At 69.8% G+C, this 25434-nt stretch carries 21 protein-coding genes, 1 tRNA gene and 1 riboswitch; of the genes, 17 read left to right on the top strand and 5 right to left on the bottom strand.

The genetic code is table 11. The features are described from left to right. Positions 1 to 17 precede the first annotated feature (17 nt). The 4 genes from ACZ4RZ_RS26150 to ACZ4RZ_RS26165 all read left to right on the top strand — a co-directional run bounded on the left by ACZ4RZ_RS26150 (position 18) and on the right by ACZ4RZ_RS26165 (position 4757). Positions 18 to 1520 (top strand): protein kinase domain-containing protein, encoded by a 1503-nt coding sequence (locus ACZ4RZ_RS26150; protein ID WP_467748241.1) that lies wholly within the window; start codon positions 18 to 20, stop codon positions 1518 to 1520. 244 nt (positions 1521 to 1764) lie between these two features. Further along, entirely contained in the window at positions 1765 to 2592 is an 828-nt protein-coding gene (locus tag ACZ4RZ_RS26155) for a glycoside hydrolase domain-containing protein (RefSeq protein WP_467748056.1), read from the top strand. 241 nt (positions 2593 to 2833) lie between these two features. Then, entirely contained in the window at positions 2834 to 3493 is a 660-nt protein-coding gene (locus tag ACZ4RZ_RS26160) for a SurA N-terminal domain-containing protein (RefSeq protein WP_467748057.1), read from the top strand. Positions 3494 to 3731: 238 nt separating this feature from the next. Beyond that, positions 3732 to 4757, top strand: a complete 1026-nt coding sequence (locus tag ACZ4RZ_RS26165) for a nucleoside triphosphate pyrophosphohydrolase (protein WP_467748059.1) — start codon at positions 3732 to 3734, stop codon at positions 4755 to 4757. A gap of 93 nt (positions 4758 to 4850) precedes the next feature. Here ACZ4RZ_RS26165 and ACZ4RZ_RS26170 read toward each other — a convergent pair whose 3' ends face one another. After that, positions 4851 to 6062 carry a globin domain-containing protein gene (locus ACZ4RZ_RS26170; protein WP_467748061.1) on the bottom strand — a complete coding sequence of 404 codons (1212 nt, stop codon included), beginning with the start codon at positions 6060 to 6062 and terminating at the stop codon, positions 4851 to 4853. A gap of 272 nt (positions 6063 to 6334) precedes the next feature. Between ACZ4RZ_RS26170 and ACZ4RZ_RS26175 the strand changes: the two genes are divergently transcribed. The 9 genes from ACZ4RZ_RS26175 (at position 6335) to ACZ4RZ_RS26215 (ending at position 17257) form a co-directional block, all read left to right on the top strand. Continuing rightward, positions 6335 to 7621, top strand: a complete 1287-nt coding sequence (locus ACZ4RZ_RS26175; RefSeq protein WP_467748062.1) for a cytochrome P450 family protein — start codon at positions 6335 to 6337, stop codon at positions 7619 to 7621. A gap of 199 nt (positions 7622 to 7820) precedes the next feature. Then, on the top strand, positions 7821 to 8774 hold the full coding sequence (locus ACZ4RZ_RS26180; protein WP_467748064.1) for a LysM peptidoglycan-binding domain-containing protein: 954 nt from the start codon (positions 7821 to 7823) through the stop codon (positions 8772 to 8774). A gap of 182 nt (positions 8775 to 8956) precedes the next feature. Next, positions 8957 to 9120, top strand: a riboswitch (cyclic di-AMP (ydaO/yuaA leader). A gap of 4 nt (positions 9121 to 9124) precedes the next feature. Continuing rightward, on the top strand, positions 9125 to 9808 hold the full coding sequence (locus tag ACZ4RZ_RS26185) for a transglycosylase family protein (protein ID WP_467748065.1): 684 nt from the start codon (positions 9125 to 9127) through the stop codon (positions 9806 to 9808). Positions 9809 to 10203: 395 nt separating this feature from the next. After that, positions 10204 to 11490 carry a phosphopyruvate hydratase gene (gene eno / locus ACZ4RZ_RS26190; protein WP_362016006.1) on the top strand — a complete coding sequence of 429 codons (1287 nt, stop codon included), beginning with the start codon at positions 10204 to 10206 and terminating at the stop codon, positions 11488 to 11490. Positions 11491 to 11648: 158 nt separating this feature from the next. After that, positions 11649 to 12125: an FtsB family cell division protein gene (locus ACZ4RZ_RS26195; protein ID WP_467748067.1), complete on the top strand. Its 477-nt coding sequence runs from the start codon at positions 11649 to 11651 to the stop codon at positions 12123 to 12125. A gap of 29 nt (positions 12126 to 12154) precedes the next feature. Then, positions 12155 to 12679 (top strand): DUF501 domain-containing protein, encoded by a 525-nt coding sequence (locus ACZ4RZ_RS26200; RefSeq protein ID WP_467748069.1) that lies wholly within the window; start codon positions 12155 to 12157, stop codon positions 12677 to 12679. Between the two features lie 194 nt (positions 12680 to 12873). Beyond that, on the top strand, positions 12874 to 13824 hold the full coding sequence (locus tag ACZ4RZ_RS26205) for a Ppx/GppA phosphatase family protein (RefSeq protein ID WP_467748071.1): 951 nt from the start codon (positions 12874 to 12876) through the stop codon (positions 13822 to 13824). A 468-nt stretch (positions 13825 to 14292) separates the two neighbouring features. Then, positions 14293 to 15693, top strand: coding sequence for an NAD(P)/FAD-dependent oxidoreductase (locus ACZ4RZ_RS26210; protein ID WP_467748073.1), 1401 nt, complete (start codon positions 14293 to 14295; stop codon positions 15691 to 15693). Positions 15694 to 15964: 271 nt separating this feature from the next. After that, entirely contained in the window at positions 15965 to 17257 is a 1293-nt protein-coding gene (locus ACZ4RZ_RS26215) for a class I SAM-dependent methyltransferase (RefSeq protein ID WP_467748075.1), read from the top strand. Between the two features lie 84 nt (positions 17258 to 17341). Here the strand turns inward: ACZ4RZ_RS26215 and ACZ4RZ_RS26220 are convergent, their stop codons facing one another. Beyond that, complete coding sequence (locus ACZ4RZ_RS26220) at positions 17342 to 19873, bottom strand: ABC transporter permease (protein ID WP_467748077.1); 2532 nt, start codon at positions 19871 to 19873, stop codon at positions 17342 to 17344. Between the two features lie 99 nt (positions 19874 to 19972). Continuing rightward, a complete protein-coding gene (locus ACZ4RZ_RS26225) occupies positions 19973 to 20743 on the bottom strand; it encodes an ABC transporter ATP-binding protein (protein ID WP_467748078.1) in 771 nt (256 codons plus the stop codon). 426 nt (positions 20744 to 21169) lie between these two features. Here ACZ4RZ_RS26225 and ACZ4RZ_RS26230 point away from each other — a divergent pair. From ACZ4RZ_RS26230 to ACZ4RZ_RS26240, 3 genes are all read left to right on the top strand, one after another. Beyond that, positions 21170 to 21252 (top strand) — tRNA-Leu (locus tag ACZ4RZ_RS26230). A gap of 146 nt (positions 21253 to 21398) precedes the next feature. Beyond that, positions 21399 to 22574: a 4-hydroxybenzoate 3-monooxygenase gene (locus tag ACZ4RZ_RS26235; protein ID WP_467748080.1), complete on the top strand. Its 1176-nt coding sequence runs from the start codon at positions 21399 to 21401 to the stop codon at positions 22572 to 22574. Positions 22575 to 22784: 210 nt separating this feature from the next. Beyond that, a complete protein-coding gene (locus ACZ4RZ_RS26240) occupies positions 22785 to 23687 on the top strand; it encodes a Bax inhibitor-1/YccA family protein (protein ID WP_467748082.1) in 903 nt (300 codons plus the stop codon). 168 nt (positions 23688 to 23855) lie between these two features. Here the strand turns inward: ACZ4RZ_RS26240 and ACZ4RZ_RS26245 are convergent, their stop codons facing one another. Further along, positions 23856 to 24086, bottom strand: coding sequence for a DUF4287 domain-containing protein (locus ACZ4RZ_RS26245; protein WP_033323288.1), 231 nt, complete (start codon positions 24084 to 24086; stop codon positions 23856 to 23858). Positions 24087 to 24190: 104 nt separating this feature from the next. Between ACZ4RZ_RS26245 and ACZ4RZ_RS26250 the strand changes: the two genes are divergently transcribed. After that, positions 24191 to 24502 (top strand): hypothetical protein, encoded by a 312-nt coding sequence (locus ACZ4RZ_RS26250; RefSeq protein ID WP_467748084.1) that lies wholly within the window; start codon positions 24191 to 24193, stop codon positions 24500 to 24502. 114 nt (positions 24503 to 24616) lie between these two features. On the opposite strand, the gene ACZ4RZ_RS26255 is transcribed toward ACZ4RZ_RS26250, so the two are convergent. After that, positions 24617 to 25399, bottom strand: coding sequence for a hypothetical protein (locus tag ACZ4RZ_RS26255; protein ID WP_467748086.1), 783 nt, complete (start codon positions 25397 to 25399; stop codon positions 24617 to 24619). Positions 25400 to 25434 lie beyond the last annotated feature (35 nt).

Genomic DNA, 25434 nt, shown 5'->3' on the forward strand with positions numbered 1-25434 from the left:
GCGTGGCGACGGGGCGCATGGTCGCGAACCGCTACGAACTGTCCACCCTGATCGGGCAGGGCGGCATGGGCCAGGTCTGGACGGCGTACGACCAGCGCCTCGACCGGCGTGTCGCCGTCAAGCTGCTGCGCCCCGACAAGGTCGCGGGCCAGGAGGCCGACGAGCTGCGCCGCCGCTTCGTGCGCGAGTGCCGGGTCACCGCACAGGTCGACCACCCCGGCCTGGTCACGGTTCACGACGCGGGCAGCGAGGGCGAGGAGCTGTTCCTCGTCATGCAGTACGTCGACGGGGCCGACCTCTCCGACCACCTCGCCGAACACGACCCGTACCCATGGCAGTGGGCGGTCGCGGTCGCCGCGCAACTGTGCGCCGTGCTGAGCGCCGTACACGCCGTGCCGATCGTGCACCGCGACCTGAAACCGCGGAACGTGATGGTCAAGCAGGACGGCACGGTCACCGTCCTCGACCTCGGCGTCGCCTCCGTCATGGACACCGACACGACCCGGCTCACCCACACCGGCTCGCCCATCGGCTCGCCCGCCTACATGGCCCCCGAGCAGGCGATGGGCGGCGCGGTCGGCCCGTACACCGACCTGTACGCACTCGGCGTACTGCTGCATGAACTCCTCAGCGGAGACGTGCCGTTCTCCGGCTCGACCGTGCTCGGTGTGCTGCACCGTCATCTCTACGAGCCGCCGCTCCCGGTGCGCCGGCTGCGCCCCGAGGTGCCGCCCGCGCTGGAGGGTCTCGTGCTGCGCCTGCTCTCCAAGGACCCGCAGCACCGGCCGGGCTCCGCGCAGGAGACGTACGAGCAACTGCTTCCGCTGCTGCCCGCGCGCGGCATGCCCACCGGTGCCCCGCTCGACCCCACGCGCCCCTTCCTGCGCCCGCACGCCCCGTGGCCGGACCGGGCGCGCACGCCCGCGCCCCAGCCGCAGGCCGCGCCCGCCGTGGAGAAGGCCGATGTCGCGGGCGCCGTCGACGAGGTCAAGCGGCTGCTCGGCGAGGGGCGCATCACGCAGGCCGTCGACATCCTGGGTTCGATCCTTCCGGCGGCCGCCGCCGAACACGGCGAGCACTCGCCCGTCGTACGCACCCTGCGCAAGCAGTACGCGGCCACGCTGATGGACGACGGCCAGTACCGGCGCGCGCTGCCCGAACTGCGCCGTCTCGCCGACGAGCGCGCCGCCGAGGCCGGCCAGGCCGACCCGCAGTCCCTGCGCTTCCGCTACGAGGCCGCCCAGTGCCTGGAGCAGCTCGGCGAACCCGCCGCGGCGCTGGCGGAGTACCGCGCGCTGCTGCCGTACTACGAGAACCAGTACGTCGCCGGGGATCCCGAGCTCTCCCTCGAAGTCCGCCGCCGCATCGGTCACTTGCTGCTCGCGCTCGGCGACCGGGGCGCCGCCCACGACACGCTGGCCAGACTGCTGCACGACGTGGAGCGGCTGCGCGGACCCGGGCACCCGATGGCCGCGGAGATCCGGCGGACGTTGCAGTGGCTGGGACAGGTGCGGGGCTGATCGCGGCACCGGACCGCAGGCTTTGCGCCACCTTGGCCGAAGCTTGTGGTGATCAAGGTGCGGGGTTTCCCGAACGGTGGGGGCGCGCCCGGTACGTTGCGATCCGTTTTCGTGCGCCACGCGCACGCGTGCACGACGTCCATGTCCATCGATGGCCATCGAGGGCCATAGAAGGCCGTCCACTTCGTCCCGCACGCGCGCGTGCCCCGCGCACTCGTCACTTGAACCATGGGGTGGGAATTTCATGTCCAGCCATCGGTATTCGAAGAAGCGCAGATACGTGGCATGGGCCGCGGCCGGTGCCGCCGTGGTCGCCGGAGCCGGGATCGCCGCGCAGACCTCGATGGCCGCCACCACGTGGCCCGCGCAGCGGACCTTCACCGGGCGCGCCTTCGACACCTGCGCCGCGCCCTCGCTGTCCGCGATGAAGGCCTGGAACACCGGCTTCTACGGCGCCGCGGCCGTTTACGTCGGCGGCAAGAACCGTGGCTGCAGCCAGCCCAATCTGACGGCGTCCTGGGTGAAGTCGGTCAGCGCGGCAGGCTGGAAGCTCATCCCCCTGTACGTCGGCGCCCAGCCGTCCTGCCAGTCCGGGTCCAGCCCCGAGAAGCTCACCGCCTCCACCGCCGCCTCGCTCGGTGCCGCCGACGGCGCGGACGCGGTCGCCAAGGCCGCCGCCCTCGGAATGAAGGCCGGCAGCCCGATCTACCTGGACATGGAGGCGTACGACATAACGAACACGGCCTGCAACAACGCCGTGCTGACATACGTCCGCGCCTTCGACAAGGCGCTGCACGCCAAGACGTACCGCACCGGCTACTACGGCTTCACCAGCTCCAGCGCCAAGGCCATCGCGAACGCGACCGACAAGACCGACCTGCCGGGCAACCTCTGGTACGCGCTGTGGGACAAGCAGAACACCACGACCGCGGACTGGCCGTTCGGCGCCACCCAGTTCACGAACCACAGCCGGGCGCACCAGTACCTGGTGAACAGCAAGGAGTCGCGCGGCGGTTACACGATCACCGTGGACCGGGACGCGTGGGATGCGCCGGTGGCGATCACGGGCTGATGCCCGTGTGACGCGGCTGACGCCCGTGTGGTGAGGCGGCTGACGCCCGCGTGACGCGGATGACGCCCGTGTCACGCGGCTGATGCCCGTGTGACGCGGCTGACGCCGGTGTGATGGTGCGACGGTGCCTGAAGGCTGGGCGAATCGTTGGTCGAAAGGGTGGCCGAGAGCTGGGCCACTGCCTACCATCGATCACCGCAAGACTTTGTGCACCGTCGCACAATCTCCTCGGGAGGCTTCCTTGCACCGCCGCCGTCGCACCGCGCTCGTCCTCTCCGCCGCGCTCGTCGCCGCGGCCCCTCTTCTCGCCGCGTGCGGCAGCGACGCGCATCCAGGCGCCGCGGCCGTCGTCGGCGGTCAGCGGATCACGGTCGCGCAGCTGGAGAACCGGGTGAACGAGGTGCGCGCGGCGCAGAAGGCCGCCACCAAGGACGAGGCCGAGTACGAGCAGACCATCGCCAAGACAGGCACGCTCACCCGCGACACCCTGCACGGCATGGTCCTCGACCGGGTCCTGGACCGGGCCGCGAAGAACGCGGGCGTCAGCGTGACCCGCAAGGACAGCCAGCAGCTGCGGGCCTCCCTCGAACAGCAGGCGGGCGGCGCCCAGGCGCTGGAGACGGCCTGGCTGCAGAACTACGGAGTGGCGCCGAGATACCTCGACGACAGCCTGCGCACCGAGATCGAGGCGCAGAAGCTGGCCGCCACGCTCGGCGTCGACATGAACACCACCGAGGGCAAGGCCACCTTCTGGAAGGCGATGTCCGTCGCCTCCGAGGAACTCCACGTCGACCTGAACCCGCGCTACGGCGCCTGGGACGTCCGGAAGAGCAGCCGCGTCGACGCGAAGACGCCGTGGCTGCGGGAGGTCACCGCGGCGGGAACCCAGCAGACGGCGTAACGGCCTGCGGGGCGCGGGGGCTGTGGATAAGCGGTTCGGCCGGGCGGTTCGCGGATAGAGTCGTACGGCGCTCCCCGTCCCGGCAGTGCTACGGCCGTCCCCGTCCGGCAGCCGTACGGCGCTCCTCGCCGGGCAGTCGTACGGCGCTCCTCGTCCATCCACCTCGTGGACCGACGGTCGGCCGCCCGGCCTGTGGATAACGGCTGGGGCTGTCGGTGGTGTGGGTTACGTTCGAGGGGTGAACGCAACCAGCTTCGACGACGCCCCGGACGCGACCGGCCCCGCCACCTCCACCGACCCCGGCCGTATCGTGCTGCTCACCACCAGCCACCGGGTGGCGCCCGGGCTGCTGTCCTGGCCCGCCTGGCAGGCGCTCCGCGGTGCCGACCAGGTCCTGTGCGCGGACGGCGCGCACCCGCAGCTGCCTTATCTGCGCGAGGCGGGCATCACCGTCGACGAGGCGTCCCCGACCGCTCAGGAGCTGGTCGACGCGTGCGCGGGCGGCCGCACCCTGGTCGTCGTCGCCACCGGCGAGGGCGAGCCGAGGCTCACCGACGGCCTGGCCCGCCTGGCCGGCTCCGGCCGTATACAGATGCCGGACCTGGAGCTGCTCCCCGCCTCGTACGACCTGCCGGGCGCCCGCCTCCTCGACCTCGTCCAGGTCATGGACCGCATCCGCGCCGAGTGCCCCTGGTCGTCCCAGCAGACCCACAAGGGCCTGGCGAAGTACGGCATCGAGGAGGCGTACGAACTGGTCGAGGCGATCGAGGAGGGTGACCGGGACGAGCTGCGCGAGGAGCTCGGGGATGTCCTGCTGCAGGTCGTCTTCCACGCCCGTATCGCCGAGGAGGACGAGGACGCTCCCTTCTCCATAGACGACGTCGCGGGCGGCATCGTGGCCAAGCTCATCCACCGCCATCCGCACGTCTTCGGGGACGAGACGGCCACCACCCCCGAGGAGGTCAAGGAGCACTGGCTGCGCACGAAGGCCGTGGAGAAGCAGCGCGCGTCCGTGACGGAGGGTGTCCCGCTGGGCCAGCCGGGCCTGGCGCTGGCGGCGAAGCTGGCATCCCGGGTGCGTACGGCGGGACTTGACGTCGAGCTGCCACGGGGCGAGGGCGTCGGGTACGCGTTGCTGCGGACAGCCGCGCGCGCCGAGGCCGAGGGCGTGGACCCGGAGGCGGCGCTGCGGGCGGCGGCACGGGCCTACCGGGACGCGATCCGGGCGGCAGAAGGGTCTTCGGGGGCGGACGCGGAGGACTGAAGGCCGGGTGCGCGAGTGGCCGGACGGAAAGAAGGGGTGGGGCTGAGGGCCGGAAGCCTGACGATCGAGCGGGCCGTGGCGGCCGCGCCGGAGTTACGCCTGCGGTGCCCGGCTCGACGGGTTGTGCCAGCTCGGCTGTGGGCGGTCGAGGAGCCACTCAGCCGAGCCCACCGGCCGAGGGCCTCCCTGGCCGGTCGGCGCCAGGACGTCGTGGAAGATCCGCTCCGTCGGCGTGCCGAAGGAGGGCAGGGTCTCGCCGATCTCTTCGACGAGCTTGGGCGGACCGGCGAGATAGACGTCGTGCCGGGTCCAGCCGGCGCGGTTGCCCAGCGCGGTCAGCAGCCGTTCGGTCGCCTGGGCCTTGGGCCGGCCGGGCGCGGGGGTGATGAAGGTGACGGCGAGCCGGGGAAGCCGGGCCCGCAGGCGCTCGACGGCGCCCCGGTCGTACAGGTACGAGGTGTCGCGGGCGACGAGGAACAGCCGGGCCTCGTGTGTGTCGTCGAGCTGTTCCAGCAGCGCCTTCACGGGCGCCCATCCCGTGCCGGCCGCGATGAGGGTGAGGGGGCGTTCGACGGGCGTGCGCAGGGTCAGCCTGCCGCCGGGCGCGCCCAGCCGCAGGACGTCGCCCTTCCGGGTCTGCCGGACGAGCGCGGTGGAGAGGAGGCCGTCCTCGACCCGGCTGATGTGCAGGTCGACGGTGTGGTCGGCGCGGGGTGCGTTGGCCAGCGAATACGGCCGCCAAATGCCGGGCAGATGGGGGACGTTGACGCTGACGTACTGGCCGGGGGAGTAGCGCAGCCGGCGGTGCGGTCGCAGGGTCAGGACGACGAGGTCGTCTCCGTGCCGCGTCCGTGCGGTCACCTCGGCGTCCCACCAAGGCGGTTCGCCGCGCTGCTGTGCCTCCCACGCGCCCTGCAGCATCACATTCGTGATCACCCCGTACGCCTCGCCCCAGGCCTTCTCGACCTCCGCGTTCCACGCCGACCCCGCGACGACGGCGAACGCGGCGATCAGACTCGCCCCCACGGCGGCGTAGTGCTCCGGCTCCGCCAGATATTTCCGGTGGTCCCTCCCGAGCTCCCGTAAGTACCTCGGCAGCCCCGGATCCTCCAGCCGTTCGATGACATACGTGAGCGCCGCGAACAGTCTGTCCCGCTGCCGCTCCATGTCCTCCGGGAAGCCCAGTGGAAACAGCTCGCGGATCTCCGGGTGGTGTCGAAACAGGTGCGAGTAGAAGTACTTGACCGCGAACTCGGCCCGTCTCTCGACGATCGCGAAGCTGGATCTGAGTATTTCGGGGTCCACGGCGCGAATGTAGGGAGTTGTCGAGCCGCGTAGTCAAACAGCAGGTGATTTGCGGACAGCCGGACTCAAAGTGGGTGGGGTTTCGTGGAGGGCGGGGATGAGTACCGTTGGTCCAGCCCGTCGGGGATCAACGCGTTTGGATGGACGGGGAGTTGGCGGCTCTGGTCCGGGCACCGCAGGGCTGCCGGCCCGGGCCGCCGGCAGGCTCCGGCCTCGCCGGCCCAGGTGCGACGGTCGGGCTGCCGCCGAGCCCGTGCCGATACCGTCAGGGAGTGACCGACCAGCCCCAGCCCCCCAGCACCGCCCCCGAACTCTTCACCTGGGAGTTCGCCACCAACCCCTACCCGGCGTACGCCTGGCTCAGGGAGCACGCCCCTGTGCACAGGACCCGGTTGCCCAGTGGGGTGGAGGCCTGGCTGGTCACCCGGTACGTGGATGCCAAGCAGGCGCTCGCGGACGCGCGGCTGTCCAAGAACCCCGCCCATCACGACGAGCCCGCGCATGCGAAGGGGAAGACCGGTATCCCCGGTGAGCGCAAGGCCGAGTTGATGACGCATCTGCTGAACATCGACCCGCCGGACCACACCCGGCTGCGGCGGCTGGTCAGCAAGGCGTTCACGCCCCGGCGCGTAGCCGAGTTCGCGCCGCGAGTGCAGGAGCTCACGGACCACCTGATCGACCAGTTCGCCGACAAGGGCTCCGCCGATCTCATCCACGAGTTCGCCTTCCCGCTCCCCATCTACGCCATCTGCGACCTGCTCGGCGTCCCCCGTGAGGACCAGGACGACTTCCGGGACTGGGCCGGGATGATGATCCGGCACGGGGGAGGGCCGAGGGGCGGTGTGGCGCGGTCCGTCAAGAAGATGCGGGGGTATCTCGCCGAGCTGATCCACCGCAAGCGCCGGCTCCTGCCCGACCGGCCCGCCCCCGGTGAGGACCTCATCTCCGGGCTCATCCGCGCCTCCGACCACGGCGAGCACCTCACCGAGAACGAGGCCGCCGCCATGGCCTTCATCCTGCTGTTCGCCGGCTTCGAGACGACCGTCAATCTCATCGGGAACGGCACCTACGCCCTCCTCACCCACCCCGAGCAGCGCCGGCGACTGCAGGCCTCCCTTGCCGCCAAGGAGACCGGACTCCTCGAAACCGGCGTCGAGGAGCTCCTGCGCTACGACGGCCCCGTCGAACTGGCCACGTGGCGGTTCGCGACCGAGGCGGTCCGGATCGGCGGGCAGGACATCGCGCCCGGCGACCCCGTCCTCGTCGTACTGGCGGCAGCGGACCGTGACCCCGAGCGGTTCCAGCATCCGGACACGCTCGACCTCTCGCGGCGTGACAACCAACACCTCGGGTACGGCCACGGCATCCACTACTGTCTCGGCGCGCCGCTCGCCCGACTGGAGGGCCAGACCGCGCTGGCCACCCTGCTCACCCGTCTTCCCGATCTCCAACTCGCGGGAGATTCGGCTGATTTGCGCTGGCGCGGCGGGCTCATTATGCGTGGATTGCGCACACTTCCCGTGGAGTTCACGCCTCCGCTTGACTTGTCCCGTCCGTAATGAGCGGACACGCAGGGGACAGCCTCTCAGCAGCGAAAAAGTGACACTTCATCAACTCTGTGATCTTCACGTGATCTACGCTGTATCGACTTGTGACAAGCGTTCGAGTGCGGATACGTTCACCCATCAACGCGGCCCATCCGTCGCTGCAGTCGCGGTAGCGGCTGTCGTCACCTGCTGTCACGCGAAAGGCTTCCGCATGCTCTCCGGGAACGGCCGTCATCGTCGCCCCCGTCAGGCCCCGGCCCTCATCGTCGCCGCAGGAGTGACCGGATCGGCCATCGCGATCCCGTTGCTCGGCGCCACCAGCGCGAGCGCGGCCGACGGCACCACCTGGGACCGGGTCGCGGAGTGCGAGAGCGGCGGCGCCTGGAGCGCGAACGACGGCAACGGGTACTACGGCGGGCTGCAGTTGACCCAGGAGAACTGGGAGTCGTACGGCGGCCTCGAGTACGCCCCGAGCGCCGACCAGGCCAGCCGCTCGCAGCAGATAGCCATTGCCGAGAAGGTCCTCGACGGCCAGGGCCTCGCCGCCTGGCCCACCTGCGGACCGCTCTCCGGGCTCAGCAAGAGCTCGGGCTCGGTCGAGGTCGACACGGGTGTGGCGGGCGACTCATCGAGTTCTTCCGATTCATCTGACTCGTCCGGTTCGTCTGCTGAGTCTGGTTCATCCGACTCGTCCGGCTCCGACTCCTCGTCCGACGCCTCCTCGGATGCGACCGAGAACTCGACGAAGTCCGACACCTCACAGGATTCCGACAGCTCGGATACAGAAAAGCCCAAGAGTGACGAGTCGGACAAGTCCGGCCAGAACGACGACTCTTCGGCCGCGTCCGACAGTGCGTCGTCCGGCGCCGGGCGCCACCGTGGCGACAGCGCCGACGAGGACGGGACGGAGGGCGCGACCGACGGTCGTACGGACGGCGCTTCCGGGCGGCACGCCTCGCGCGGCTCCGGCGCCTCCCGTGACGCCGCCGACGGCTCCTATGTCGTGCGCGCCGGGGACAGTCTCTGGGCCATCGCCGACTCCCTTGACCTCAAGGGTGGATGGGCCGAGCTGTACGCAGAGAACAAGGAAGCGGTCGGCACCGATCCCGACCTCATCCTTCCCGGTCAGACGCTTGCAGTTGGTGCTGAATCGGGCGAAAAGTAGCGGGAGTTCGCGTCCCGGTTCGCCGTGGAATGTCCGGTTTGGCGCGAGTGAGATATGAGTCTCAGAAGCCCTGATCGTCTTTGAAATTCCGCCGATTGCATGTCTACGGTCATGACCGCTCGCCACAGCGGGCCCCGACGGTCGCAACGCCGAATCCTGCCAACGGCCGTACGGGAACAGTCGACGCGTCAGCGCCGTAGGCAGGAGCGGGGGACCCAAGGTAAGCGCCGCGCCCGGTAGTTGACCGGGAGTGGCTTGGGGTGAAGCCGTGCGCCAGTGGCGTACGACCGGGCACTCACCCGCCCGAACCCGACAGCTCACCTCGCAGGCGTCGGTGAGGGGATCTCTCCATGCTGTTTTCCAGCAAGGGCAAGCACCGCCGCCCGGCCGTCCTCAATCGGACTACCCGTCTCGCAACGCTCGCCGGCGTCACCGGTGTCGCCATCGCCGCCCCGCTGATGGCGGCCGGCAACGCCTCCGCCGCCACCGCCTCCGAGTGGGACGTCGTCGCCCAGTGCGAGTCCGGCGGCAACTGGTCCATCAACACCGGCAACGGCTACTACGGCGGCCTGCAGTTCTCGCCCTCCACCTGGGCCGCGTACGGCGGTACCGCCTACGCCGCCACCGCCGACCAGGCGTCCAAGTCCGAGCAGATCGCCATCGGCGAGAAGGTCCTCGCCGCGCAGGGCAAGGGTGCCTGGCCGACCTGCGGCACGGGCCTGTCGGGCGCCGCGTACACCGGTGGGACCTCCAGCAGCTCGCAGAGCACGACCCCGAGCACCACCACCCGGACGACGGAGCAGCCCGCCTCGCGTTCGGCCGAGCGCCCGGCCGCCAAGACCGTCACCACCCCGACCGGCAAGAAGGTCAAGAAGGGTGACGGCGAGTACAAGGTCGTCAAGGGTGACACCCTCAGCTCGATCGCCGAGAAGAAGCACGTCAAGGGTGGCTGGCAGCAGCTGTTCAAGCTGAACAAGGACATCATCGACGACGCCGACTTCATCTACCCGGGTCAGCAGCTTCACCTCGGCTGAGTGCGCGGCTGACAGCTCAGCCGGGCATTCGGCGGATTGCCCGGCGGAGTAAGAGCTCCCTCATCGAGGAGGCCTCCATACTGGAGACCTCGTGAGGGTCCCCCGTCCCCACGGGCTCCCCGCTCCGGTGCGTGTTCCCCCGCACGCGCCGGAGCGGGGCTTTTTGTGCGTGGCTCTCGTGCGCTTTCATATGCGGCTCTCGCGCGCGGGGGTTTCGTGTACGGGGCAGGTTTTTGTTCCGTTCGGAAACAATTTACTCTCGGTTCTGCCCAAGGGGTGGTCGACCGGCTGGCCGATCCCTCCGAGGCGGTTAGGCTCATCTCGCGGAGCCGACCGCGGCTCCGTGCACTACGGGCCCCGCGGCCCCGCGTACCCGCGTCACATCCCAGAAGGAGATGCTCGTGCCGTCCATCGACGTCGTCGTAGCCCGGGAAATCCTGGACTCCCGAGGCAACCCCACGGTCGAGGTCGAGGTCGGCCTCGACGACGGCAGCACGGGTCGTGCCGCCGTCCCGTCCGGCGCCTCCACCGGCGCCTTCGAGGCCATCGAGCTCCGCGACGGTGACCCCAACCGCTACCAGGGCAAGGGTGTCGAGAAGGCCGTCCTCGCCGTCATCGAGCAGATCGGCCCGGAGCTCGTCGGTTACGACGCCACCGAGCAGCGCCTGATCGACCAGGCGATGTTCGACCTGGACGCCACCGACAACAAGGGCTCGCTCGGCGCCAACGCCATCCTCGGCGTCTCGCTCGCCGTCGCGCACGCCGCCTCCGAGGCCAGCGACCTCCCCCTCTTCCGCTACCTCGGCGGTCCGAACGCGCACCTGCTGCCCGTTCCGATGATGAACATCCTGAACGGCGGCTCGCACGCCGACTCGAACGTGGACATCCAGGAGTTCATGATCGCCCCGATCGGCGCGGAGTCCTTCTCCGAGGCCCTGCGCTGGGGCGCCGAGGTCTACCACACCCTCAAGAAGGTGCTGAAGACCAAGGGCCTGTCCACCGGCCTCGGCGACGAGGGCGGCTTCGCCCCGAACCTGGAGTCCAACCGCGCCGCGCTCGACCTCATCGTCGAGGCCATCAAGCAGGCCGGTTACATCCCCGGCGAGCAGATCGCGCTCGCCCTCGACGTCGCCGCGTCCGAGTTCTACAAGGACGGCAAGTACGAGTTCGAGGGCAAGTCCCGCTCGGCCGCCGAGATGACCGAGTACTACGAGGAGCTCGTCTCCGCGTACCCGCTGGTCTCCATCGAGGACCCGCTGTACGAGGACGACTGGGCCGGCTGGAAGGTCATCACCGACAAGCTGGGCGACAAGGTCCAGATCGTCGGCGACGACCTCTTCGTCACCAACCCGGAGCGCCTGGCCCGCGGCATCGAGGAGGGCTCCGCCAACGCCCTGCTCGTCAAGGTCAACCAGATCGGCTCGCTGACCGAGACCCTGGACGCCGTCGAGCTGGCCCAGCGCAACGGCTTCAAGTGCATGATGTCGCACCGCTCCGGCGAGACCGAGGACGTCACCATCGCCGACCTCGCCGTCGCGGTGAACTGCGGCCAGATCAAGACCGGCGCCCCGGCCCGCTCGGACCGCGTCGCCAAGTACAACCAGCTGCTGCGCATCGAGGAGATCCTCGACGACGCCGCGGTGTACGCCGGCCGCTCGGCCTTCCCGCGCTTCAAGGGCTGAGTGTTCCCGCACGTCCGCTCCGCGCACCGTCGGAGCGGCAAGGGCTGACCCGCACAGGGCCAAGCCTTAGCCAGTCGTACGTACGTCCCCGTATTCGGTCCCGTACCGTGTGCGGGGACGTACGCACGTGACGGGCTTGCACTGGGGAGGCGGGACTCATGGCCGTGAAGGACCGGGACCGGTTCTCCACCGCGACCAGGCTGCGGCTGCTCGGCGAGCAGACGGCGGCCCGTGTCTACCGTTCCCAGACCAAGCGGCAGGCCCGCCGCTCGCGGCTGACGGGCCGGGCCGCGCTCCTGGCTCTCGTCCTGTGCTCCCTGATCGTGGCCCTCGCGTATCCGATAAGGCAGTACGTGTCCCAGCGGGCCGAGATCGCCGATGTGGAGCGCCAGCGGGAGCAGGCCCGCGAGCGGGTCGAGCAGCTGCGCGATCTCAAGGCGCGCTGGCAGGACGACGCGTACGCCGAGCAGCAGATCCGGCAGCGGCTGCACTATGTGATGCCGGGCGAGACCGGCTACGTCGTGATCGACCCGGACGCGTCGAAGCAGGCCCGCGCCGACAAGGGGTCGGCCGCCCGTCCCTGGTACGCCAATGTCTGGGACGGCGTGGACAAGTCCGACGCCGCCGACCAGTGAACTGACCAGAAAGACAAGTGACTCACGGCATGGAAACGCCACCGCCGCCCACCCCGCGCACCGAGCCGACCGACGCGGACGTCGAGGCCTTCAAGCAGCAGCTGGGCCGGCCGCCCCGCGGATTGCGCGCGATCGCGCACCGGTGCCCTTGCGGGCAGCCGGACGTCGTCGAGACGGCGCCGCGTCTTCCCGACGGGACGCCGTTCCCGACGACGTACTACCTGACGTGTCCGCGGGCCGCGTCCGCGATCGGCACGCTCGAGGCCAACGGTGTCATGAAGGAGATGACGGACCGGCTGGCGACCGATCCCGAGCTGGCCGCCGCGTACCGCGCCGCCCACGAGGACTACATCGCGCGCCGCGACACCATCGAGGTCCTGGAGGGCTTCCCGAGCGCGGGCGGCATGCCGGACCGGGTGAAGTGCCTCCATGTCCTGGTGGCCCACTCCCTGGCCGCGGGGCCCGGAGTGAACCCCCTCGGGGACGAGGCCATCGCGATGCTGCCGGAGTGGTGGCGCAAGGGGGCGTGCGTGGTCCCCGTGGACGGGACCTGACCCTCCGCCTCACTTGAGGCAGGGCTTTCTTCGCCCCCCGGCGCCTCTCTCAGGAGCGCGGGGAACTGCGCGACAAGCCCGCACCGACCCGCACCAAAAGAGCAGCCCGGGGGCTGGGGGGGCAAAGCCCCCCGGGTACGGGAACGGGTAGGGGCGGAGGGGGCGAGAACCATCACGACAGGAGACCGGACACCATGACCAGGGTCGCTGCCATCGACTGCGGCACCAACTCCATCAGGCTGCTCGTCGCCGACGCGAACCCGCGGACGGACGAACTCGTCGAGCTGGACCGCAGGATGACGATCGTGCGGCTCGGCCAGGGCGTAGACCGGACCGGACGGCTCGCGCCGGAGGCGCTGGAGCGGACGTTCGCCGCCTGCCGGGAGTACGCGGCGATCATCAAGGAGCACGGCGCGGAGCGGCTGCGTTTCGTGGCGACCTCGGCCTCCCGGGACGCCGAGAACCGGGACGAGTTCGTACGCGGGGTGCTGGACATCCTCGGGGTCGAGCCGGAGGTCATCACCGGGGACCAGGAGGCGGAGTTCTCCTTCACCGGCGCGACCAAGGAGCTGACGGGCCGGCACGACCTGGCCAAGCCCTTCCTCGTCGTGGACATCGGCGGCGGGTCGACCGAGTTCGTCGTCGGCGACGACCACGTGCGCGCGGCGCGCTCCGTCGACGTCGGCTGCGTACGGATGACCGAGCGGCACCTCGTACGGGACGGGGTCGTCACCGACCCGCCCACCGAGGAGCAGATAGCGGCGATGCGCGCCGACATCGAGGCCGCGCTCGACCTCGCCGAGGAGACGGTCCCGCTGCGCGAGGCACACACGCTGGTGGGCCTCGCCGGCTCCGTCACCACGGTCGCGGCGATCGCGCTGGGGCTCGACGCATACGACTCCACGAAGATCCACCACTCCCGGATCACGTACGAGCGGGTCAAGGGCATCACCGACGCCCTTCTGAAGGCCACTCATGAACAGCGCGCCGCGCATCCGGTGATGCACCCGGGGCGCGTCGACGTGATCGGCGCGGGCGCCCTCGTCCTCCTCGCGATCATGGAGCGGAACGACGCCCATGAGGTCGTCGTCAGCGAGCACGACATCCTCGACGGGATCGCCTGGTCCATCGCCCAGGGCTTCTGAACTGTGGCGTGGGCCATGGCCCGGCCGTGGCCTGGGTCTCCTTTGGCTACTTGTCGGTAGCCTCGGCTGAGCGGGTCGGATAGCGTATGAGCGCGCCCGAGGGGCACTGAAATGCCCCTCGGCGACGAGCCGTCGGGAAACTTCGTGAAGTTCTTCACAAGGAAAAAGGCCCTGCTGGGCGAGGATTGGGCCTCCGGGGTCACCGTGGAGGGCTCGGGCGGCCTGGGAACGTGCTCACGGCAGTGTTTCGAGGGTGTCGCCGGAGGGTGAAACGGGGACCTGGTCCGGTCGGTTCGAAAGGCCGGAGCGGCAGCTCACGCGGTGTTGACAACGGTCCGCACTGCACGGTGGTTCCCCGCTGTCGCCATGACCTGGGTCACGTGGGTCGCGCAGTGTAGCAGAGCCCCTGCCCAAGCTTGTGAAGGGGCGCACGAGCGACCCCCCAGGACCGGGTGGATACTCGATGGCATGAGCACCACGGAGCGTCCCAGGATCCTCGTAGTAGGCGGTGGGTACGTAGGCCTGTACGCAGCTCGGCGCATTCTCAAGAAGATGCGCTATGGAGAGGCGACCGTCACGGTCGTCGACCCCCGGTCGTACATGACCTACCAGCCCTTCCTCCCCGAAGCCGCCGCCGGCAGCATCTCCCCGCGGCATGTCGTCGTCCCGCTGCGACGCGTGCTCCCCAAGGCGGAGGTCCTCACCGGCCGGGTCACCACCATCGATCAGGACCGCAAGGTCGCCACGGTCGCCCCCCTCGTGGGTGAGGCGTACGAGCTGCCTTTCGACTACCTCGTCATCGCGATGGGCGCGGTCTCCCGCACCTTCCCGATCCCCGGCCTCGCCGAGCAGGGCATCGGTATGAAGGGCATCGAGGAGTCTATCGGCCTGCGCAACCACGTACTTGAGCAGCTCGACAAGGCCGACTCCACGACCGACGAGGACGTCCGGCGCAAGGCGCTCACGTTCGTCTTCGTCGGCGGTGGCTTCGCGGGTGCGGAGACCATCGGCGAGGTCGAGGACATGGCCCGCGACGCGTCGAAGTACTACACCAGCGTGTCCCGCGAGGACATGCGCTTCATCCTCGTCGACGCCGCGGACAAGATCCTTCCCGAGGTCGGCCCGAAGCTCGGCCAGTACGGCAAGGAGCACCTGGAGAGCCGCGGGGTCGAGATCTACCTCTCGACGTCCATGGACTCCTGCGTCGACGGCCACGTGGTCCTCAAGAACGGTCTCGAGGTCGACTCCAACACCATCGTGTGGACGGCCGGCGTCAAGCCGAACCCCGTTCTCTCCCGCTTCGGTCTGCCGCTCGGCCCGCGCGGTCACGTGGACACCCAGACCACCCTCCAGGTGCAGGGCACGGACTACATCTGGGCCGCCGGCGACAACGCCCAGGTGCCGGACGTCGCCGCCCGCAAGGCCGGTGTCGAGAACGCCTGGTGCCCGCCGAACGCGCAGCACGCGCTGCGTCAGGCGAAGGTCCTCGGCGACAACGTGGTCTCCGGTATGCGGGGCTTCCCGCAGAAGGAGTACTCGCACTCCAACAAGGGTGCGGTGGCCGGTCTCGGCCTCCACAAGGGCGTCGCGATGATCGTCATGGGCAAGATGAAGATCAAGCTCAAGGGCCGCCTGGCGTGGTACATGCACCGTGGCTACCACGGGCTGGCCATGCCGACCTGGAACCGGAAGATCCGAGTCTTCGCGGACTGGACGCTCGCGATGTTCCTCAAGCGTGAGGTCGTCTCGCTCGGTGCCATCGAGTCTCCTCGCGAGGAGTTCTACGAGGCCGCCAAGCCGGCGCCGGCGCCTGCGCCCGCCGCGGCTGCGCCCGCCGCCAAGACCGAGGAGAAGGCCAAGGCCTCCTGACCTCCGGTCACTGAACGCCCCGAAGGGGCCGCCCGCCATCCGTGGTGCGGGCGGCCCCTTCGGCGTCCCCCGGGGTGGTTCTTTTGCTGCAGCCCGGTGGGGGCTTGTCGCGCAGTTCCCCGCGCCCCTTCAGGGGGCGGCGGGGGCGAAAACGCGTGGCCGCTACAACTATTTTGCTCAGCTGTAACGCGGAAGGGGGACTGCGCAGCAGGCCCGTTGGTGTTTACGTGGTGTTGGAGCGTTCGGGAGTGTCGTCTCGGAGGTGTACGCCATGCAGGACGCCGCGCTGCGGCTGAACAGCCTTTTCGAACAGTTGCTGGGGATCCCGCTCCCGGTGCGCATCCGCGCCTGGGACGGCTCGGAAGCAGGCCCCCCCGGCGCCCCCGCCCTCGTCGTACGCAACCGACGGGCCCTGCGCAGGCTGCTGTGGAAGCCCGGCGAGTTGGGGCTCGCCCGGGCCTGGGTTGCCGGAGACCTCGGGGTGGAGGGCGACTTGTACACCGCCCTGGACCTGATGTCCGGCCTGGTGTGGGACCGGGGCGAGGACGCCAGGGGAGTCGGGGAGGCGCTGCGCGACCCCGAGGTGCGCGCCGCCGTACGGGGGCTGGTGAAGATGGCCGGGCCCCCGCTGCCGCCCTCCCCGCCCCGCGAGGAGGTCCGAAGACGCCGCCACCTGCACACCAAGCGCAGCGACAAGCGGGCCATCAGCCACCACTACGACGTGGGGAACGACTTCTACGAGATCGTCCTCGGGCCGTCCATGGTCTACTCGTGCGCCTACTGGGAGGACGGCGGCACACTCGAGGAGGCCCAGCGCGACAAGCTCGAACTCATCGCCCGCAAGCTCGACCTGAAGCCCGGTCAGCGGCTGCTCGACGTCGGCTGCGGCTGGGGTTCGATGGCCATCCACGCGGCCCGCGAGCACGGCGTGAGCGTCGTCGGGGTGACCCTGTCGCAGGAGCAGGCGGCGTACGCCCGCAAGCGGGTCGCCGACGAGGGGCTGACCGACAAGGTCGAGATCCGCGTGCAGGACTACCGGGACGTCGCCGACGGGCCCTACGACGCCATCTCCTCCATCGGGATGGCCGAACACGTCGGCGCCGAGCGCTACTTGGAGTACGCCGAGGTGTTGTACCAACTCCTCAAGCCCGGCGGGCGGTTGCTCAACCATCAGATCGCGCGGCCGCCGCGGCGCGATGAATCGGCGTACTCCGTGGACGAGTTCATCGACGCGTACGTCTTCCCGGACGGCGAGCTCGCGCCCATCGGCACGACCGTGACACAGCTGGAGCGTGCCGGGTTCGAGGTGCGCGACGTCGAGTCCATCCGCGAGCACTACGCGCTCACCCTGCGCCGCTGGGTCGCCAACCTGGAGGCCCAGTGGGCGCGGGCCGTCAAGCTCACCAGCCCCGCGCGGGCCCGCGTCTGGCGGCTGTACATGGCGGCCAGCGCGGTCGCCTTCGAGCGCAACCGCATCGGCGTCAACCAGGTACTGGCGGTCAGGACACCGGAGGCGTCCGGTGCCTCCGGGATGCCGCTGCGGGCGCGTACCTGGGGGGCGTGACCTACGCGGGAGAGTCGTCCGTGCGAGAAAGGGGCCCCGTTCCGTCCGGAACGGGGCCCCTTTCTCGCGTACCGCCGTGCAGCGCTACTCCGACTTGATCGCCGTCAGCATGTTCAGGCGAGCCGCCCGCCGGGCCGGCCACAGCGCCGCCAGGACGCCGACCGTCGCAGCCAGGAGGAGGAAGATCCCCATCCGGGCCCAGGGCAGGACCAGTTCGTACGTCGCCATCTTGCTGCCCAGCAGCTCACCGGCCGCCCAGCCGAAGAAGACACCCAGGCCGATGCCGAGGACACCGCCGAAGAGCGAGATGACCAGGGACTCCAGGCGGACCATGCGCTTGATGCCCTTGCGGTCGAGGCCGATCGCGCGCAGCATCCCGATCTCCTGCGAGCGCTCGAAGACCGACATGGCGAGGGTGTTGATGACGCCGAGGACGGCGACGATGACCGCCATCGCGAGCAGGCCGTAGAGCATGTTCAGCATCAGCGTGAACATCTGCGCGATGCCGTCGGAGATGTCCCGCTTGTCCTGGACCTTGATGGCCGGGTTGTCGCCGAGGGCCTTCTCCAGCTTGTCCTTGGCCGCGTCCGACGTGCCGTTGGACGTCTTCAGCATGACCTGCATGTCGGAGGCGGTGTCGGTCTGGTGGGGCGACAGCGCCGCGTTGTCCACGATGATGCCGTGGATCATCTCGTTGCCCTCGTAGACACCGGCGACGGACAGCTGCCCCTTCTTCCCGTCCTCGTACGACACCGTGAAGTCCGAACCGGCCTTCCAGCCGTGCGACTTGGCGGTGTCCTGGTCGACGACGATCCGCCCGCCGCCGACCTTGAAGGAGCCGTCGCTGATCGTGAGGTCGGTGAGCTTGGCGATCGCCGCGCCGTTGACGCCGGTCAGGAACTCCGTCTGCTGGTCGATGCGTGAGGGTGCGTCGCGCAGGGAGCTGATGTCCGTGACCCCGTCGACCCCGGCGAGCTTCTTCTCGACGTCCGGCGAGAGGGAGTTGCCGTTCGCCATGGAGACGACGTAGTCCGCCTTGAGCGCGGAGCTGGCCATCTTGTCGATCGACTTCTGCAGGCTGCCCGCCATCACCGTCATACCGGTGATCAGGGTGAGGCCGATCATCAGGGCGGAGGCGGTGGCGGCCGTACGGCGCGGGTTGCGGACCGAGTTCTGGCGGGCCAGCTTGCCGGAGACCCCGAAGACGCGGAGCACCGGGGCCGCCGCCGCGATCAGCGGGCGGGACAGCAGCGGGGTGAGGACGAAGACGCCGATGATCAGCAGGACCGCGCCGAAGCCCATCGGGGCCTGGCCGTCCGAGCCGTCCATGGTCGTCGCGTAGAGGACCACGGCGACGCCCGCGGCGGCGAACAGGGCACCGATCGTGTTCCGCAGGACCAGGGACTTCGTCGTCGCCTTCGCGTGCACGCTGCTCATCGCGGCGACCGGCGGGATCTTCGCGGCGCGGCGGCCCGGCAGCCAGGCGGCCAGCATGGTGATGAGGATGCCGACGAGCAGGGCCGTCGCGACCGTACCCGGCGAGATGACCAGCGGCCCGTCCGGCACGGTGGCGCCGAGCGTGCCCATCAGGGAGCGCATCCCGGCCCCGATGCCGATGCCCGCGGCCAGACCCGCGACGGCGGCGACCGCGCCGACGACGAACGCCTCGATGAGGACGGACCGGGTGACCTGCTTGCGGGAGGCGCCGACGGCGCGCAGCAGGGCCAGCTCCTTGGTGCGCTGGGCGACCAGCATGGTGAAGGTGTTGGCGATGATGAACGTGCCGACGAAGAGCGCGATGCCGGCGAAGACCAGCAGGCCCGTCTTCATACCGCTCATCGCGGAGGAGATCTGCTCGGCCTGGTCGTCGGCGAGCCGCTGACCGGTGGTGGTGGAGGCGACGTCCTTCGGTACGACGTCGTCCAGGGCGTTGCGCAGCGCGGTCTGGCTGGTGCCGGGCGCCGCCTTGACGTCGATCTCGTCGTACGAGCCGACCGAGTGGAAGAGCTTCTGCGCGGTCGCCGTGTCGAACAGCGCGAGGCTGCCGCCCGCGGCGACGTTTCCGTCGTCCGTGGTGAAGATGCCGGTGACGGTGGGCGTGAGGACGGGCCCGTCGACGGACAGCCGTACGGTGTCGCCGACCTTGTAGCCCGCACGCTTCGCGGTCTCCGAGTCGATCGCCACCTCGCCCGTCCCCTTGGGCGCGTGACCGCTCGTCAGCGGATACCGGGGGTCCTTGGCCCCCCCGTAGTTCCCGCCCTGCGACTGGAAGCCGCCGCCGATCAGCTTGCCGTCCTTGTCGGCGATGGCGGTGAAGCCGTTCACGACGCCGATGGCGGAGGCCGCGCCCGGGACCTCGGCGGCCTTGTCGAGCAGCGGCTGCGTGAGCTTCGCCGTCTTGCCGACGGTGTCGCCCTCGTCCGCCCGGCTCTCCGGCTGGATGGCGACGTCGACCTGGTCGAAGCCCTTGGCGGAGCTCTTCTGGTAGGCGTCCGAGATGGTGTTGGTGAAGACCAGGGTGCCCGACACGAACGCCACGCCGAGCATCACGGCGAGCACGGTCATCAGGAGCCTGGCCTTGTGCGCGAGTACGTTGCGCAAGGCGGTACGGAACATGGGTTTCTCAGTCCAGGAGGGTTGCGTCGGCGGGTGGGCGCGGGCGATCGGGCCCCGGTCGGCCGTTGCGGGACGGGGGCTGGGACCGGGACCGGTGGGTCAGCTCGTGCGGCCCTTGCCGTCGAACTGCTTCATGCGGTCCAGGACGGAGTCCGCGGTCGGCTCGTAGACCTCGTCGACGATCCGCCCGTCCGCGAGGAAGACGACACGGTCCGCGTAGGCCGCCGCCACCGGGTCGTGGGTCACCATCACCACGGTCTGCCCCAACTCCCGTACGGAGTTGCGAAGGAAGCCCAGCACCTCCGCGCCGGAGCGGGAGTCGAGGTTTCCGGTCGGCTCGTCGCCGAAGATGATGTCCGGGCGGGAGGCGAGGGCGCGGGCCACGGCGACGCGCTGCTGCTGGCCGCCGGAGAGCTGGGAGGGGCGGTGGCCGAGACGGTCGGCGAGGCCGATCATCTTGATGACCGTGTCCAGCCACTCCTTGTCCGCCTTGCGGCCCGCGATGTCCATGGGGAGCGTGATGTTCTCCAGGGCCGTCAGGGTCGGCAGCAGGTTGAACGCCTGGAAGATGAAGCCGATCTTGTCCCGGCGGAGCTTGGTGAGCTGCTTGTCCTTGAGTGAGCCGAGCTCGGTCTCCCCGATGCGTGCGGAGCCGCTGCTGAAGCTGTCCAGGCCCGCCACGCAGTGCATCAGCGTGGACTTGCCGGACCCGGAGGGGCCCATGATCGCGGTGAACTCGGCCTGACGGAAGTCGACGGTGACCCGGTCGAGGGCGACCACCTGGGTCTCGCCCTGTCCGTAGACCTTCGACAGTTCCGTGGCACGGGCTGCCACAGCGGTGGTTCGGCCGGCGAGGGGAGTGGTGGTCACGGGAGGGTGCTCCTGTCAGGACGACGACGTTTCTGGGGACGTGTTCCATCGTCGGATGCGATCCGCGACATGTAGTCAGCCGCTGTTCTGGTTCCGGGGGCAGACTGCGGTCGGACCGGGAGCGGTTGTGTCATACCTGGGGATGACGGGGCTCCCCTGAGCGGTCTCCGGGTACGGCCACGGCACCCGCAGGGGCGACCTCGTGGAGGCCGCGCGTTCGGACGGTGCGTTCGGACGGTGAAATTCCGTCATTCCGCATACGGCGTCCCGGGGCGTCCGAAAGGCTATTGGCAAGTGCGGATGGCCCGTACCGAGGGCTGATGCACCCTCAGACGTCAATAAAATAAGACAACATCAGGCCGCCCGTCCGCTGTTCGGGGGATGCGCCCCGATAGGCTCGGAACCTCGATGCGGAGCCCATGGCCTGCCCGGATGGTGGAATGCAGACACGGCGAGCTTAAACCTCGCTGCCCCTCGCGGGCGTACCGGTTCAAGTCCGGTTCCGGGCACCTCCGACCTCTCACCTCGGCCGCGGCCTTCGGGGAACACTTCGCCGCCGACCGTTGACAGCAAGCGCGTGCGGTCGGAAACTCCCTTCAGGAAATGGTGAAGGAAATTTCACTGGGCGAACAGGCGAACGCGAAGGGGCGTGTCGATGCGTACCACCGTCGGGATCATCGGGGCCGGGCCGGCCGGGTTGCTGCTGGCGCGGTTGCTGCACAACGCGGGGATCGAGACCGTGGTGCTGGAGAGCCGGGACCGGGCGTATGTGGAGCAGCGGCAGCGGGCCGGGATCCTGGAGCAGGGGACCGTGGATGTGCTGCGGGCCGCCGGGGCCGCGGAGCGGATGGACCGGGAGGGGCTGCGGCACGACGGGATCGAGCTGCGGTTCGCGGGCAAGCGGCACCGCGTCGACTTTCCCGCGCTCACCGGCGGGCGTTCCGTGATGGTGTACGCGCAGACCGAGGTGTGCAAGGACCTCATAGCCCTGCACCTCAAGGAGGGCGGTCCGCTGCTCTTCGGGGCCGAGGCGCTCGCCGTGGAGGACGCCGAGAGCACGCGGCCACGGGTCCGGTTCACCTACGAGGGACGCGAGGACGTGCTCGAGTGCGACTACGTCGTCGGGTGCGACGGATTCTGGGGCGTAGCCCGAAAGGCCGTGCCGGCGGAGCTCTCCCGTGTCTTCGAACGGACGTACCCCTTCGGCTGGCTCGGCATCCTCGCCGATGTCCCGCCCTCGCACGACGAGCTGGTCTACGCCCGCCACGACCGCGGCTTCGCTCTGCTCAGCATGCGCTCGCCCGCCGTCTCCCGGCTCTACCTCCAGGTGCCGCAGGGCACGGACGCCCAGACGTGGAGCGACGAGGAGATCTGGGACGAGCTGGAGCGGCGCTTCGCGACGGACGACGACTGGCGGCTCCAGCGGGGGCCCATCACCTCCAAGTCCGTCACCCCGATGCGGAGTTACGTCCACGAGCCCATGCGGCACGGGCGGGTCTTCCTCGCCGGGGACGCCGCGCACATCGTGCCGCCGACCGGCGCGAAGGGGCTCAACCTCGCCGTCGGCGACGTCGTCACCTTCGCGCGGGCACTGGCGTACGAGAAGGAGACCGGTTCGAGCGAGCTGCTCGACGCCTACTCCGAGACCTGCCTGCGCCGTGTCTGGCAGGCCGAGCGGTTCTCGTACGACATGACGACCCTGCTGCACCGCGACCCCGACGCGACCCCCTTCGAGGACCGCATCCAGCTGGCCCGCCTGGAGCGGGTCGCGAGCACCCGGGCGGCCGAGACCGACCTCGCGGAGGGCTACACGGGTTTTCCCCTGGAGTAACCGGAACAAGCCGGAATAAGAGGGGGTGGCGGTGGCTTGAGAGGGCACGAAGAGCTGGTGTCACGGCTTCGTACCAGTGCGCGCAGGGCATGAGACACACGCGTACCGTGGCACCACAAGGGAAAGATCCTCCCCAAGCACTAGGGTCAATCCTTTGCCTACCTATTACTCTTGAGCCAAGGCCACGCAGGGTGGCCATGGAGGAGTGAAATGAGGAGCAGTAACCCGGTCTTCTCGCGACGGGGGTTCAGCCGCGACAACGGCTACGCGGGCTTCAACGCGGCGCCGCAGGCCGGGGGACCCGCTGTCGGCACCCAGGGCAACCCGTACGCCCAGGGCAACCCGTACGCCCAGCAGGGCGGCAACCCCTACGCGCAGAACCCGTACGCCCAGCAGGACCTGCAGCACGGCGCTCCGCCGCAGGCCCCGGTCACCACCACCGGCCGTATGACGATGGACGACGTCGTCATGCGCTCGGCCATGACGCTCGGCACCGTCGCCGTCGGCGCCATCCTGGCCTGGGCGCTGCTGCCGGTGTCGACCACCAGCTACGGCCTGGCCATCGGCTCCGCCCTGGTCGCCTTCGTGCTGGCCATGGTGCAGTCCTTCAAGCGCACCGCCGCGCCCGCGCTGATCCTCGGTTACGCCGCCTTCGAGGGCGTCTTCCTCGGGGTCATCAGCGAGATGTACAACAGCCAGTGGTCGGGCGCGCCCTTCCAGGCGGTCCTGGGCACCATGGCGGTCGCCGGCGCGACCCTGCTCGTCTACAAGGCGGGCTGGATCCGCGTGACCGCGCGGTACGCGCGCATCGGCATGGCCATCGCCATCGCCTTCATCGTGGTCATGGCGGTCAACCTGCTGCTGGTCGCCTTCGGCGTCGCCGAGGACGGCGGACTGCGCAGCATGGGCCCGCTCGGCGCGATCGTCGGCATCCTGGCGATCCTCATCGGCGCGTTCTTCCTGACCCTCGACTTCAAGCAGATCGAGGACGGCATCGCGTACGGCGCTCCCAAGAAGGAGGCGTGGCTGGCCGCGTTCGGCCTGACGCTGACCCTCGTGTGGATCTACGTCGAGATGCTGCGTCTGGTCGCCATCTTCAGCGGCGACGACTGAGTCGCAGCTTCAGCGGTGACGACCAAGACGACGGAACAGGCCGGTCACGACCGGTAAGTGCGTACCCAGTACGGGTCGTCAGTACGTGACCGAAGGGCCCGCGAACCACTGGTTCGCGGGCCCTTCGTCGTTCTGTCGTCGGATGCCTGTCATCTCGGTGGTGCGCGCTCAGAGCAGTTTGCGCGCGGCCCTCCTCAGGTCGTACTCGTGAATGATCGCCTTGGCGTGGCCGTACGCGAGATTGTGTTCGGCGCGGAGCCAGCTGACCTTCTCCTCGAAGCGGAAGAGAGCGGGGCCTTCGTCGACGGTGCGAAGCCAGTCGGAGACTTCACGACCGGTGCAGTGGGGGATGCGGGCGAGCATGTTGCGATGGGTCTCCTCGGAGAAGACTTGGGACATCGGCGCCTCCGGACGCAAAGGGGATGTAAGCCGGTCCTTCACGCCACCGTGCCTGAGGGTTGGGTTGTTGGCAACAGTCCTGCTACGACGCGTACGCTCGCCGCGTGCTTGATACGACGCCTTTGACCCGTGCCGTGGATCACTTCGCCGACCGGTTGAGGGCCGCGCCGCAGAGCAGGCTGCAGCGGTCGGCCGCTGCCGAGGCACTGGGGCTGGCCAGGGAGTTGGCACGGCGTGCCCAGCGTCTGGAGGATCCTTCGGGCGAGCCCCGCGAGATGCCCGACGCGGGGATGTTCGCGGCGGCGGATCAGATCACTGTCGCCGCGCACGACTTGGCGGTCGTACTGAAAGACGAGGGGGAGCTGGCGGAGGCGGTGACTCTCGTGGCGGAGGCACAGAAACGCGCCGGAGTCTGAATCGACTCCGGCGGGGCGCTCCGACGGGTGGTGCCGGGTAACTGTGGGCGGCTGGTTGACCGTGGGTTGGTCGTGGTTGCTCGCGCGGTTCCCCGCGTCCCCTACGAGGCGCTCCTACAGGGAAGCGATGACGCGGTCCGCCAGGATGTACACGTTCTCCTCGCCGCACGCGAAGGTCAGGGCGTAGGCGCCCGAGACCCCGGAGCCGCCGAGCAGGACCGGGCTCTCGCCGGCGCGCAGGGCCGCGGCCAGCTGCTCCGCGGTCTCGCGGTGGCCCGGGGTCATGCACAGGGTCGTACCGTCCGCGAAGACGTAGACGTCGAGGGTGCCGAGAGGGCCGGGGCGGACGTCCGCCAGCTCCGTGCGGGACTGGGCGAGTTCCTCCAGGCAGGCCACCGTGCGCTCATGGTCGTTCACGACGGGTGACTGGGCCGGTACGAAGTCGGGGTGTGAGGGGTGGCGGCGGCGGGCCGCGGCGAGTTCGGGGGAGTCCCCGGCGAACTCCTCGGCGTCCAGGCCGGCCTCCGTCACCGGCTCCAGGGGCTCCAGGCCCAGGAAGTCCGACGAGCGCGGCAGAAACAGTTCACTGTCGGGCAGCCCGAGCAGCGAGGGCATGTCCGAGGCGTCACGCGCCTCCTGGGCGGCCCAGAACGCCCGGGCCTCGGCGAGCTCCCGCTCCCGCTCCTCGGCGAGCGCCTCGGCGACGGCAGCGCGTATCTCGTCCGTGTCGGCGGCTGCGCGGGCCGCGGGCACGAGGCCTCGCGCGGCGCCGACGCGGCTCGCGGCGAGTTCGGTGTGCAGGGCCGCGACCTGCCGGCGCAGTCCCTGCAGGGTGCGCAGAACGGCGACGCCCACAGCCGCGGTCGCGGCGGTGGTGAGCAGGAAAGCAATCGGCATGACGCTCACTGACGTACTCCCGGTTCCAAAGTCGA

It is taken from the genome of Streptomyces sp. NPDC027189 (assembly GCF_055566975.1).